The organism is Enterobacter dykesii (assembly GCF_008364625.2).
GTDB classification, from domain to species: domain Bacteria; phylum Pseudomonadota; class Gammaproteobacteria; order Enterobacterales; family Enterobacteriaceae; genus Enterobacter; species Enterobacter dykesii.
Genome location: NZ_CP126604.1, coordinates 2677902 through 2691005, shown reverse-complemented (window position 1 = coordinate 2691005; position 13104 = coordinate 2677902). Strand labels below are relative to the sequence as shown.

At 57.4% G+C, this 13104-nt stretch carries 13 protein-coding genes; 6 read left to right on the top strand and 7 right to left on the bottom strand.

The features are described 5' to 3' along the window. Positions 1–5: 5 nt before the first annotated feature. Positions 6–806: a PTS mannose transporter subunit IIC gene (gene manY, locus F0320_RS12920; RefSeq protein WP_008500490.1), complete on the bottom strand. Its 801-nt coding sequence runs from the start codon at positions 804–806 to the stop codon at positions 6–8. 46 nt (positions 807–852) lie between these two features. After that, a complete protein-coding gene (gene manX / locus F0320_RS12915) occupies positions 853–1818 on the bottom strand; it encodes a PTS mannose transporter subunit IIAB (protein WP_032658500.1) in 966 nt (321 codons plus the stop codon). A gap of 266 nt (positions 1819–2084) precedes the next feature. Here manX and F0320_RS21810 point away from each other — a divergent pair, with 266 nt between their 5' ends. Continuing rightward, complete coding sequence (locus tag F0320_RS21810; protein WP_072015543.1) at positions 2085–2294, top strand: protein YoaL; 210 nt, start codon at positions 2085–2087, stop codon at positions 2292–2294. Further along, complete coding sequence (yoaE, locus tag F0320_RS12910; RefSeq protein WP_126330117.1) at positions 2282–3841, top strand: CNNM family cation transport protein YoaE; 1560 nt, start codon at positions 2282–2284, stop codon at positions 3839–3841. The genes F0320_RS21810 and yoaE overlap by 13 nt, the downstream gene beginning before the upstream one ends. Before the next feature lie 6 nt (positions 3842–3847). On the opposite strand, the gene F0320_RS12905 is transcribed toward yoaE, so the two are convergent. The 4 genes from F0320_RS12905 to pabB form a co-directional block, all read right to left on the bottom strand. Further along, complete coding sequence (locus F0320_RS12905) at positions 3848–5446, bottom strand: EAL domain-containing protein (protein ID WP_126330115.1); 1599 nt, start codon at positions 5444–5446, stop codon at positions 3848–3850. A 130-nt stretch (positions 5447–5576) separates the two neighbouring features. Beyond that, on the bottom strand, positions 5577–6941 hold the full coding sequence (gene sdaA / locus F0320_RS12900) for an L-serine ammonia-lyase (protein ID WP_126330113.1): 1365 nt from the start codon (positions 6939–6941) through the stop codon (positions 5577–5579). A 184-nt stretch (positions 6942–7125) separates the two neighbouring features. After that, positions 7126–7704 (bottom strand): CoA pyrophosphatase, encoded by a 579-nt coding sequence (locus F0320_RS12895; protein ID WP_126330111.1) that lies wholly within the window; start codon positions 7702–7704, stop codon positions 7126–7128. A gap of 6 nt (positions 7705–7710) precedes the next feature. Next, positions 7711–9036: an aminodeoxychorismate synthase component 1 gene (gene pabB, locus F0320_RS12890; RefSeq protein WP_126330299.1), complete on the bottom strand. Its 1326-nt coding sequence runs from the start codon at positions 9034–9036 to the stop codon at positions 7711–7713. 61 nt (positions 9037–9097) lie between these two features. Here pabB and F0320_RS12885 point away from each other — a divergent pair, with 61 nt between their 5' ends. After that, positions 9098–9286, top strand: coding sequence for a YoaH family protein (locus F0320_RS12885; protein WP_126330109.1), 189 nt, complete (start codon positions 9098–9100; stop codon positions 9284–9286). A 6-nt stretch (positions 9287–9292) separates the two neighbouring features. Here the strand turns inward: F0320_RS12885 and F0320_RS12880 are convergent, their stop codons facing one another. After that, positions 9293–9637, bottom strand: coding sequence for a RidA family protein (locus F0320_RS12880; RefSeq protein ID WP_008500498.1), 345 nt, complete (start codon positions 9635–9637; stop codon positions 9293–9295). Positions 9638–9771: 134 nt separating this feature from the next. On the opposite strand from F0320_RS12880, the gene F0320_RS12875 reads away from it, so the two are divergent. From F0320_RS12875 to F0320_RS12865, 3 genes are all read left to right on the top strand, one after another. Further along, positions 9772–11682 (top strand): ATP-dependent DNA helicase, encoded by a 1911-nt coding sequence (locus F0320_RS12875; RefSeq protein ID WP_126330107.1) that lies wholly within the window; start codon positions 9772–9774, stop codon positions 11680–11682. Between the two features lie 66 nt (positions 11683–11748). After that, positions 11749–12444 carry a tRNA (adenosine(37)-N6)-threonylcarbamoyltransferase complex dimerization subunit type 1 TsaB gene (gene tsaB, locus F0320_RS12870; RefSeq protein ID WP_047652294.1) on the top strand — a complete coding sequence of 232 codons (696 nt, stop codon included), beginning with the start codon at positions 11749–11751 and terminating at the stop codon, positions 12442–12444. A gap of 37 nt (positions 12445–12481) precedes the next feature. Next, positions 12482–13063 carry a Slp family lipoprotein gene (locus F0320_RS12865; RefSeq protein WP_047173205.1) on the top strand — a complete coding sequence of 194 codons (582 nt, stop codon included), beginning with the start codon at positions 12482–12484 and terminating at the stop codon, positions 13061–13063. The last annotated feature ends 41 nt before the right edge of the window (positions 13064–13104 follow it).

Here is a 13104-nt window from a genome sequence, read left to right as displayed (position 1 = left end):
ACCTGTTAGTCCAGTTCGTTATCGAGATCGTTGTTACCAGCAGCCTGCGCTGGGGCACCCGCGACGCGGTTATATTTCGGGCTGAGCTGGATGTAGAGAATCGCCATCACCGCACCAATCACTCCCAGTGCTACCAGGTTGAAGTTAGTGAAGGCCGCGGTCACGAAGCCGAGGTAGAAGAACGGCATCAGGTAGCCTGCGCGCATCATGTTGATGACCATCGCATAACCAACGACCACGATCATGCCGCCCGCGATGTTCAGACCGCCGGTGACCACTTCTGGAATGGCGTTCAGCATGCTCTGCACTTCACTGGTACCAACAGAGATCGCCACGATAACCGCCGGGATCGCGATACGCATCGCCTGCAGGAACAGGGATGAAACGTGGATCCACGACAGTGCCGTGAGGTTGCCGTTTTCGGCCGCCTTATCCGCCGCGTGCTGGAAGGCAACGGTGATAGTACGAACGATGATGGTCAGAACCTGGCCTGCTGCAGCCAGCGGGATCGCCAGGGCGATACCGGCACCAATACTCTGGTGACCGGCAATAACCAGAACGGTCGAAATGATAGAGGCCAGAGCGGCATCGGGCGCAACCGCCGCGCCGATGTTCATCCAGCCCAGGGCGATCATTTCCAGGGTACCACCGATGATGATACCGGTTTTCATGTCACCCAGAACGGCCCCAATCAGCGTACAGGCCACCAAAGGGCGGTGGAACTGAAATTCATCAAGTACGGATTCCATACCCGCAATACATGCGACGACGAACACCAGCACAATCTGAAGAGTGGTAATCTCCATTGCACTTCTCCTATTACATAAACTTTATATGAGAACCGGCGCGGGCTTATTTCCCAACTTTGCCGATCAAATCCATCATTTTCAGTTTCTGGTCCGTGGAAACCTTACGGGCTTCCAGCTCAATACCGCGTGCATTCAGCTTGTTGAATGCTTCGATATCTTTCGCATCGACTGAAATGGCGTTGTTGACCTGCGTTTTGCCCTGACGGAAGGCCATACCACCAATGTTCACGGAGGTGATTTTCACGCCGCCTTCAACAATGCGCTCAACGTCTGTCGGGTTAGTGAACAGGAGCATCACGCGTTCACCCGCGTATTTCGGGTTGTTGTAAACGCGGATCATCTTGGCGACGTCCACCACGTGCGCGGTAACGCCAGGAGGAGCAACCTGAGTCAGAAGGGTTTTACGAACGGTATCGGCGGCAACTTCGTCGCTGACCACGATAATGCGTCGAACGTTGGTCTCTTTGGTCCAGCGCGTGGCGACCTGGCCGTGGATTAAGCGGTCATCAATACGCGCCAGGCCGATGACCATGTAATCGTTCGGACCCATCGGTTTTGCCGGTGCTGCCGCTTTTGGTGCCGCTGCAGGCGCAGGGGCAGGTTTTTCAACCGGCTGCGCCTTCAGGGCTTTTACCCCTTCGCGACCGGTTTCAACGGCCAGCGCCACCAGCTCATCGAACGCCGGATTGTCGTCGCGCGCCATGAAGGTTTCCACCAGCATGGGAATATTAACCCCGGCGACAACTTCATAATGCTCTTTATCGACGACAATGCGGCTGGCGGCATTGAACGGGCTGCCGCCCCATGTATCAACGAGAAACAGCACGCCTTTGCTGGTATCCAGCTTCGCGAGTTGAGCGTTGTACTTCTCTATCAGCGTCTCGGCGTTTTCACCGGGAACGAAATCGATCCAGCCGACGTTTTCCTGCTCGCCCAACAGCATCTCTGCCGTTTTGAGTAGCTGCTCAGCAGCCCAACCATGTGTGCCTATGACAATAGCAATGGTCACTTGCTACCTCCTTTTATTATCATTAATACGTCTGCCAGGCAGTCGTACTGAGAATCGTATTGGCGAACCGAATCGATTCAGATAAGGGTTAGAGTTCAAAAAAACTAAGACTTCCGCGAATTATTTTAGATAGTGAAAAAATAATTTATGTGATGAAGATCCGTAATTTAGCCACGCGTTACAGATTTATCCGTAGCGTAAAGCCGCTGTGTTACAGAACTTTGCAAAGGAACGTAAATCTTTGCTAAAAACACATTGTCTCTGATATGTTTAGCCTCCGTTTAATTGTTCAGGAGTATAGGGCTACAGCCCACTATATGGACCGTCACCGACGTCAGTCATCTGCCAGGCCATTTCGCGCCTTATTCACCGGCGATCCTCGCCACGTATCGACTTTATCTACCTCTGTTTTGCCCACGTTGAGTGGGGCACCGTTTCGTCATTCCTTTAGCAGGAGCTTGTCATGGAATTCTTAATGGACCCGTCAATCTGGGTGGGATTGCTCACGCTGGTGGTGCTGGAGATTGTTCTCGGCATTGATAACCTGGTGTTTATCGCCATTCTTGCGGACAAACTGCCGCCAAAACAGCGTGATAAAGCGCGTCTGATTGGTCTCTCGCTGGCGCTGGTTATGCGACTGGGGCTGCTCTCCGTCATCTCCTGGATGGTCACGCTGACCAAACCGCTGTTCTCCGTCATGGATTACACCTTCTCCGGGCGTGATTTAATCATGCTGATCGGGGGGATATTCCTGCTTTTCAAAGCGACGACAGAGCTACACGAGCGGCTGGAAAACCGTCAGCACGATGATGGGCATGGTAAAGGCTATGCCAGCTTCTGGGTGGTGGTGCTGCAGATTGTGGTGCTTGATGCGGTCTTTTCGCTGGATGCGGTGATCACGGCGGTCGGCATGGTGAATCATCTGCCGGTAATGATGGCGGCTGTCGTCATTGCGATGGCGGTCATGCTGCTGGCCTCGAAGCCGCTGACGCGCTTCGTCAACCAGCATCCAACGGTGGTCGTGCTGTGTCTGAGCTTCCTGCTGATGATTGGTCTGAGCCTGGTGGCGGAAGGTTTTGGCTTCCATATTCCGAAAGGCTACCTGTACGCTGCGATTGGCTTCTCGATCCTGATCGAGCTGTTCAACCAGATTGCGCGTCGTAACTTTATTAAGCAGCAGTCGAATCAGCCGCTGCGTGCCCGTACTGCAGATGCGATTCTGCGCCTGATGGGCGGTCGTCGTCAGGTGAACGTTCAGTCTGATTCCGAAAACCATAACCCGGTTCCGGTCCCGGAAGGGGCGTTTGTGGAACAAGAGCGCTACATGATCAACGGCGTGCTCTCCCTGGCCTCCCGTTCGCTGCGCGGTATCATGACGCCGCGCGGGGAGATCAGCTGGGTTGATGCAAACCTGAGCGTCGATGAAATTCGCCAGCAGCTGCTTTCTTCTCCGCACAGCCTGTTCCCGGTGTGTCGCGGAGAGCTGGATGAGATCATAGGCGTCGTGCGGGCGAAAGAGATGCTGGTGGCCCTGGAAGAGGGCGTCAACGTGGAAGCCGTTGCTGCGGCGTCGCCTGCGATTGTCGTGCCGGAAACGCTGGATCCGATCAACCTGCTCGGGGTGCTGCGCCGCGCGCGCGGTAGCTTTGTTATCGTCACCAACGAGTTTGGCGTGGTGCAGGGGCTGGTGACGCCGCTGGACGTGCTTGAAGCGATTGCCGGTGAATTCCCGGATGCCGACGAAACGCCAGAGATCGTTGCCGACGGTGAAGGCTGGCTGGTTAAAGGTACCACCGACCTGCACGCGCTCTCGCACACGCTGGGGCTGGAAAACGTGATCAACGATGAAGAAGACATCGCGACCGTTGCCGGTCTGGTTATCGCCGTTAACGGGCAAATCCCGCGCGTCGGCGATGTGATCGAGCTTTCGCCGCTGCACATTACGATCGTTGAAGCCAACGACTATCGCGTTGATATGGTTCGCATTGTTAAAGAACAATCAACCCACGACGAAGATGAGTAAGTCGGCTTAGCGCAGCGGCATTAAGGGCACGATGTGCCCGTTATGATGCGCTGGCGGGGACGCGCTTCCCGCCAGCCACTTCGGAAAATCCCGTAGCGGCATGGGCCGCGCATAGAAAAACCCCTGCAGAACAGGTACTCCATGGCGGCGCAAATAGCGCGCCTGCTCCTCCGTCTCGACCCCTTCAGCCACCAGTTCAATATTCAGCCGCTGTCCCAGCGCAATAATCATATCCGTCACCGTCGAGTTCACGGCGTCGGTACCGATGGCGGTGGTAAACGACTGGTCGATTTTCAGCACGTCCGGGTGCAGCTTTTCAAGCCAGGAGAGGGAGCTGTTCCCGGTACCAAAATCGTCGATGGCGAGCTTCACCCCTTTGCGATGCAGTTCGCGCACGATGCGATAATCCGCATCCAGCAGCGCATCCCGTTCCGTGAGTTCAATCACCAGCTGCTGGCGCGGACCGGCGCTGAACCAGAGGCGGTTCAGGTCCTGTATCAATGCCGCGCGACGGAAATGGCTGGCGGCGACGTTAATACCGATGTGAAAACCGGTGCTGGAAGGGAAGTAGCCTATCTGGCGCACCGTTTCGGCGATGACATAGCGGGTCAGGGGGACAATCTGGTTATGTTCTTCTGCCAGAGGGATAAACACCTCCGGGGTGATCCAACCCTGACGGGGGTTATTCCAGCGCAGCAGGATCTCTACGCCGGTGCACGCCTGGGTACGGGCATTCACCAGCGGCTGGCAGAAAAGCTCGAATTCCCGCGCCGCAATGCCCATATCGATCTCCCGCGTAAAGCTCATCCGGTTTGCCGTTGCCAGCCACGCGAGATAGCCAAGCAGCAGGCTGAGCATCAGCCCGAGAGGCAGCTGGGCTGGCAGGCTTTTTAAGGCTAATTCTCCAGGGCCTGGCCCGCTGACCGTAATGGTAAAAGGATTTCGGGTTGATGACTGCCGGAAAAGCGAGCCTTCCTCATCAAACGTCAGGCTGTCGCTGACGCGTTGTCCATAGCGCAGAAAGCGATCGCCTACGGTCAGCGCCACGTCATTGATGAGCGGGCGCTGGGGCTCGAGGATCATTTTGGCGATCAGATCGATATTGATGATCTCGATAATGCCTGCTTCACCGTCCTGAGAGACGGGATACCACTGGATCAATATCGGGCTACCCTTAAGCAGCCACTGATCGCTCGATAAAATCAGCTTTGCCGTGTTGGCGGGTAATTCCTTCAGGAAGTCGCGAACGGGCACGTTGCGGCTCCCGAAAATACTCGAGCAGTACAGGATACCCTCGTTAATCAGGGCGATGGAGCGTACCGTCTGCAAAATGGCGGCCTGCTTTCGCAGCGCCAGGTGCGCCTGCGGACAGGGCTGCCCCACCAGGGGCTGCAGCACGCTGCGGCGGTTCTCTAAAGAAAGCAGGACGTTATCAAGGGCGCGAACGGTGTGGCTGGTAAAATCGAGGATCCGCTGTTGGTTAACATTGCGCTGTGAAATAAAGCGAATGCCTAACGTCAGGATGAGCGTGAGGAACGCAACCGTGACACAGACGATAACGCGTTTTCGGCGATAGTTTTTAATGATCGTTTGTGCAGTTTGCATGAACGGCCGCCTGATAAGCCACCAGCCACAAAAGCCGGACGCAACAGTAAAAGTGTAGTGGGGAAAGCTGAAGGAGACGAGAAAGAAAAGGGAAATTCGCCCATCCGTTGCAGATGGGCGAAAGGCAGTATTAGTCGCACTGCACCTTAATGGCCAGGCCACCGCGGGACGTCTCGCGGTATTTCGCGTTCATGTCTTTGCCGGTTTCGTACATGGTTTCAATCACCTTATCCAGCGATACGCGAGGTTCGCTGGTGCGGCGCATCGCCATACGTGAGGCGTTGATCGCTTTCACGGAGGCAATCGCATTACGCTCGATGCACGGCACCTGCACCTGGCCCGCGACCGGATCACAGGTCAGACCGAGGTTATGTTCCATACCAATTTCCGCCGCCACGCAGACCTGCTCAGGGCTTGCGCCCAGCAGCTCTGCCAGACCGGCCGCCGCCATGGAGCAGGCAACGCCCACTTCACCCTGACAGCCCACTTCCGCACCGGAGATGGAGGCGTTCATTTTGTACAGCGCACCGATGGCACCTGCCGCCAGGAAATAGCGGATGTAGATGTCCGGCGTCACGGGCTCAATAAAGTGATCGTAATACGCCAGCACTGCCGGAACGATACCGCAGGCGCCGTTAGTTGGCGCCGTCACGACGCGTCCACCGGCGGCGTTCTCTTCGTTAACCGCCAGGGCAAACATGTTTACCCAGTCGACCACGTTCATCGGGTCGTTGGAGAATTTATCGGTAGTCACCAGCATACGGCGCAGGGCAGAGGCACGACGCGGTACGCGCAGTGGACCCGGCAGAACGCCTTCGGTGTTCATCCCGCGGTCGATACAGGCGCGCATGGTTTGCCAGACGTTCGCAAAATAGTCTTCAATCTCTTTTTTGCTGTGCAGGGCAAGTTCGTTCTGCATCACCATGCCGGACAGTGAAAGACCGGTCTCTTTGCAGTAGCCCAGCATCTCGGTAGCCGATTTGAACGGGTACGGTACGCTGACGTCGCCGACGCTATCTTTGCCAAAATGCTCTTCATCCACGATGAAGCCACCGCCGATGGAGTAGTACGTTTTGCTGTAGATCTCTTTTTCACCGCTCCAGGCGTGAATGGTCATGCCGTTTTCATGCAGCGGCAGGTTGTCGCTACGGAAACGCATGCCGTCATCCTGCGGGAAATCGACTTCCTGCTGGCCGTTTGCCAGCAGCAGGCGGCCGCGTGCTTCCACGTCGCGGATGAATGCCGGGATGGCATCAATATCAACGGTATCCGGCATATTGCCTGCCAGACCCATAATAATGGCGATATCGGTGTGGTGGCCTTTACCCGTTAATGACAGCGAGCCGTAAACATCCACGGCGACACGGGTAACGCTTTCCAGTAATCCTTTTTCGACCAGATCATCGACGAACTGTTTACCGGCCTTCATTGGGCCAACAGTATGGGAAGACGAAGGGCCAATTCCCACTTTGAACATGTCGAATATACTAATCACTTTCACACTCCTGACAGGGTTACCGGGGTTCCAGTAACGATGTTATAACTGCGCATAGTGTAAGAGGGAACACCGACCTCGGCTTAACTATTCACATGAATTAAACTAATGGTTAACGATGGGTTTTGCTAATAGCGCGACGCGGATCGCAAACCTGCGAAAAAGGATGGAATGTAAAGTATAGTCAAGGTTTCAGGCCGATTTGCAGCGCCAGTTCACGAATGATGCCCGCCGTCATGCCCCAGACAAAATAATGCTGATACCAGGATAACCAGACCCGATGGTCATGCCCACGACGCTGAATATCCAGCGGGTGGTAACGACTCAGTCGAAGGGCTTCATCAAGCGGCATTTCAAACACCGCAGAGACTTCATCGACGCTGGCGTGATACTGCAGGCCCGGCGGGATAATGCCCACCACTGGCGTGACCTGAAAACCGGTAACGCTGTCGACGGGCGGCAGCACGCCGATGACCTCAACCGCCTCCGGTGGAATGGCAACTTCTTCCTGCGCTTCCCGCAGCGCGGCGGCAATCAGCGAGGCGTCGGAGCTGTCAACTGCCCCACCCGGAAAGGCGACCTGACCCGCGTGCTTACGTAAATGGGGGGAGCGCTGGGTGAGCAGCAGGCCCGGCTGCGCGCGACGCACGACCGGGATCAGCACGGCCGCCTGTCTCTGATTGAGCGCCTCGCGGTTAACCTGCGGTCGTAATAGCTGAAAACGAGATAAAAAGTCTTCCAGCGTCAGGTTCTCTTTTTCCACCCGTGATTACTCCAGTTGTTTCAGGATACGGTTAACTTTATCAAAGGTTTCCTGATATTCCGCATCTACCTGGCTGTCGGCAACAATGCCGCCCCCGGCTGAACAGTAAAGGTTTCCGTCGCAGGCCGTCAGCGTGCGAATGGTAATGCTGGTATCCATGGTGCCGCACAGGCTGATATAGCCGATGCTGCCGCACCAGGCGTTGCGGCGGTGCGGCTCCAGCTCATCAATGATCTCCATCGCTCGCACCTTCGGCGCGCCGGTGATGGAGCCGCCCGGGAACGCGGCGCGGAGCAGATCGCAGGCGGTGCGAGAGGCGGGTAGACGCGCGGTAATGGTACTGACCAGATGATGCACCGCCGGGAACGGTTCAACGACAAACAGCTCCGGCACGCGCACGCTGCCCGGTTCAGCGACGCGGCCAATATCGTTACGCATCAGGTCGACAATCATCAGGTTCTCGGCGCGGTCTTTCGGCGAGGCGGCAAGCTTTTCCGCCTGCTGGCGATCGGCGTCGGGATCCGCAAGACGCGGCAGAGTGCCTTTAATCGGCCGGGTTTGAATCGTGCCCTCGGCAAGATGAATAAAGCGCTCGGGTGACAGGCTGAGTATGGCCCCCTGTTCCAGACGGACAAACGCGCTGAACGGTGCCTTATTGCTGGCGTTAAGGCGGGTAAATGCCTGCCACTCGTCTCCCTGATACGTTGCCTGGAAACGCTGGGCGAGGTTAACCTGGTAGCAGTCACCGCTTTGCAGATACGCCTGAACGCGGGCGAATTTTTCGGCATACTCCGCTGCGCTCATATTTGAGCGCCAGCCTGAGGTCAACGTAAACGTCTGTGCCGGTGCAGGCTGTTGCGCCTTGAGCCAGGCCCGACGCGCCTGTACGTCATGATGGCTCAGCAGGGAAACCGTTTTTTTCAGGTGATCGACAATTAACGCCCAGTCATACAGCCCCACGGCCATGTCTGGCAGGGAAATATCAGCCTGCGCATGCTCCGGCAGCGTTTCGAAACGGCGACCCAGATCGTACCCAAACAGGCCCAGCGCGCCCCCCTGAAAAGGGAGATCCGGGTTCGGCGCGGCAGATAAGCCCAGCGCGTTAATGGCCTGCTGCAGCTGCAGCAGCGGATCGTCCGTCAGTGACAGATCATCGGTTGTCAGCGTCTTCAGCGGATCGGCCACCAGAATGTCGAAGCGGCTGTAGGGGTGGTCCGCATGACCGGAGTGCAGCAGCATCGCAAACGGCAGATGGCTCAGGCGGGCAAACCAGAATTCAGCGGCGTCTGCACGCCAGGGCAAGGTCATAACAGTGGGGAAGCGCATGTTCATGTGTGGCATACTACCGGGCAGCGTGAAATAATTAGCGCGAATAATTTAGCAGGAGTTGACGATGTTTGCAGGTTTACCTTCTCTGAGCCATGAACAGCAGCAGAAAGCGGTTGAGCGAATTCAGGAACTGATGTCCCAGGGGATGAGCAGCGGACAGGCGATTACCGTTGTCGCAGAGGAGATTCGCGCCAGTCATTCCGGCGAGCGGATCGTGGCGCGTTTCGAGGATGAAGATGAAGATGAAGAGTAATCGGGCTTAAACCGCCGCGATAATCTTGATCTCTACCTTATACTCCGGTTTCATCAGCGTGGCCTGTACGGTACAGCGTACAGGCGCGTGACCCGCCACTACCCATGCATCCCAGGCTTTGTTCATCGCCGCGAAGTCGTCTTTGTTTGCCAGGAAAATCGTCGCATCCAGAATGCGGGATTTGTCGCTGCCCTGTTTTTCCAGCACCGCGTCAATCTGCGCCAGAGTGTTAGCCGTCTGCTCGAACGCATCCGCGTCCAGGTTAGCCGGTACGCCGGTGTAATAGAGCGTCTGGTTATGGATCACCACATCAGACCAGCGGGCTTCGGCATCAATGCGCACAATTGTCATAAACGTTTCCTCGTTATTTTTCGTCGTCAGGCGGCAAGACTGCCATATTGTTCTCGTGTCGTCACTATTTGGGGTGGCACAGGAGAGGATGGGCTGACATAATCCCCTGTGCAAAAATACAGTGAGAGAGCACCGTGGCAGACGATTTTTCCCCTGAAGGTCAATTAGCGCAGGCTATTCCCGGCTTCAAGCCCCGTGAGCCTCAGCGCGAGATGGCGCACGCCGTTGCACGCGCCATCGATAAGGCTCAGCCGCTGGTGGTCGAAGCCGGAACCGGCACGGGTAAAACGTATGCTTACCTTGCACCGGCGCTGCGCGCGAAGAAGAAGGTGATTATTTCCACCGGATCGAAGGCGCTGCAGGATCAGCTCTACAGCCGCGATTTGCCCACGGTGGCGAAAGCGCTGAAATACAAGGGGCGTCTGGCCCTGCTGAAGGGGCGCTCCAACTATCTCTGCCTGGAACGTCTTGAGCAGCAGGCGCTGGCGGGCGGCGACCTGCCGGTGCAAACCCTCAGCGACGTTATTATCCTTCGCGCCTGGGCGAACCAGACCGAAGAGGGTGATATCAGCACCTGCGCGAGCGTGCCGGAAGACTCGCCTGCCTGGCCGCTGGTGACCAGCACCAACGACAACTGCCTCGGTAGCGACTGCCCGCTGTATAAAGACTGCTTTGTGGTAAAAGCGCGCAAAACGGCGATGGACGCGGATGTGGTGGTGGTGAACCACCATCTGTTCCTCGCGGATATGGTGGTTAAGGACAGCGGTTTTGGCGAGCTGATCCCGGAGGCGGACGTGATGATCTTCGATGAAGCCCACCAGCTTCCGGACATCGCCAGCCAGTATTTCGGCCAGTCGCTTTCCAGCCGCCAGCTTCAGGATCTGGCGAAAGATTTCACCATTGCCTACCGGACCGAACTCAAAGATACCCAGCAGCTGCAGAAGTGCGCCGACCGTCTGGCGCAGAGCGTGCAGGATTTCCGCTTGCAGCTCGGCGAGCCGGGCTATCGCGGTAACCTGCGCGAGCTGCTGGCGGACAAAAACATCCAGCGCGCGCTGCTGCTGCTCGATGACGCGCTGGAGCTCTGCTATGACGTGGCAAAGCTGTCGCTTGGCCGTTCCGCGCTGCTGGACGCGGCCTTCGAACGCGCCACGCTGTATCGCGGGCGGCTCAAACGGCTGAAAGAGATTAACCAGCCGGGGTTCAGCTACTGGTATGAGTGCACCTCCCGGCACTTCACGCTGGCGCTCACGCCGCTGACGGTGGCGGATAAATTTAAAGAGGTGATGGCGCAAAAACCGGGAAGCTGGATCTTCACCTCGGCAACCCTGTCGGTGAATGACGATCTGCATCACTTCACGGAACGTCTTGGCATTGAGGAGGCGGAATCTCTGCTCCTGCCGAGCCCGTTCGATTACGAAAAACAGGCGCTGCTCTGCGTGCCTCGTAATCTGCCGCTGCCGAACCAGCCGGGTGCGGCGCGCCACCTGGCCGCGATGTTAAAACCGATGATCGAGGCCAACAACGGCCGTTGCTTTATGCTCTGCACCTCTCACGCCATGATGCGTGACCTCGCCGAGCAGTTCCGCGCCACCATGACGCTGCCGGTGCTGCTGCAGGGTGAAACCAGTAAAGGCCAGCTGTTACAGCAGTTTGTCAGCGCCGGGAATGCCCTGCTGGTGGCTACCAGCAGCTTCTGGGAAGGGGTGGACGTGCGCGGCGATACGCTCTCGCTGGTGATCATTGATAAGCTGCCGTTTACCTCCCCGGACGATCCGCTGCTGAAGGCGCGCATGGAAGACTGCCGTCTGCGCGGGGGCGATCCTTTCGATGAGGTACAGCTCCCGGACGCGGTGATTACCCTCAAGCAGGGGGTAGGGCGATTGATCCGCGACGTTACCGATCGCGGGGTGCTGGTCATTTGCGATAACCGGCTGGTGATGCGCCCTTACGGGGCGACCTTCCTTGCAAGCCTGCCGCCCGCGCCGCGGACGCGGGACATAAAACGCGCGGTGCGTTTCCTGGCAAATCCAACGGCGGAGTAATTTACCCCGGAGTGTGCTAAGATGCGCGCCATTTTGTGACTGACCCTTGCGAGAGCGCGACGACTGATGCGAATTCTGGCTATTGATACCGCGACAGAGGCTTGCTCTGTCGCTCTGTTGAACGACGGTGCTGTTTCTGCCCATTTCGAAGAGTGCCCCCGGGAACACACCCAACGCATTCTGCCCCTGGTAAAAGCCATTTTAACCCAGGGCAACACCTCCTTAACCGACCTCGACGCGCTGGCCTTTGGCCGTGGCCCCGGCAGCTTTACGGGCGTACGCATCGGGATTGGCATTGCGCAGGGGCTGGCGCTGGGCGCCGAACTGCCGATGATCGGCGTCTCAACCCTCGCCACCATGGCGCAGGGCGCATGGCGCATGACCGGGGCAACGCGCGTTCTGGCCGCGATTGATGCCCGCATGGGGGAAGTTTACTGGGCCGAATACACCCGCGACGAGCAGGGCGTGTGGCACGGTGAAGAGACGGAAGCCGTGCTCAAGCCGGAAGCGGTCACTGAGCGGCTGCAACAGCTCTCCGGTAAGTGGGCAACCGTCGGCACCGGCTGGCCGGCGTGGCCTGACATGGCGAACGACACCGGGGTGACGCTGGTGGACGGCAACATGCTGCTGCCGGCTGCGGAAGATATGCTTCCGATTGCCTGCCAGCTGCTCGCAGCAGGAAAAACCGTGGCCGTTGAACAGGCGGAGCCGGTTTATTTGCGAAACACCGTCGCGTGGAAGAAACTTCCGGGCCGCGAGTGAATCTCAGTATCAGGAACTGAGAAAAAGGAGTCGCATCATGGCGGTTCAGACTAAAGTAGTACGCCTTATTATGGCAGGCGCAGTAGCCATAGCACTGAGCGGATGCGTTTCCGTTCCTGATGCGATTAAGGGCAGCAGCCCGACGCCACAGCAGGATCTGGTTCGGGTGATGAATGCCCCTGAGCTGTACGTCGGTCAGGAAGCGCGCTTTGGCGGTAAGGTCATCGACGTACAAAACCAGCAGGGGAAAACCCGTCTCGAGATCGCCACCGTTCCGCTGGACAGCGGCGCGCGGCCGGTACTGGGTGAGGCCTCTCGCGGACGTATCTATGCGGACGTCAGCGGGTTCCTCGATCCGGTCGATTTTCGCGGACAGCTGGTGACCGTTGTCGGGCCGATTACCGGCGCCGTACAGGGCAAAATCGGCAGCACGCCGTATAAATTTATGACCATGCAGGTCAACGGGTATAAACGCTGGCGGCTGGCACAGCAGGTAGTCATGCCGCCTCAGCCGATGGATCCGTGGATGTGGGGTCCACATCCTTATCGTTACGGCTACCCGGGCTGGGGCTGGTATAACCCGGGACCAGCACAGGTTCAGACGATCGTTACTGAGTAACTTACTGTTATTGTTAGAAAAGAGACAGCGGCTCAGCCGCT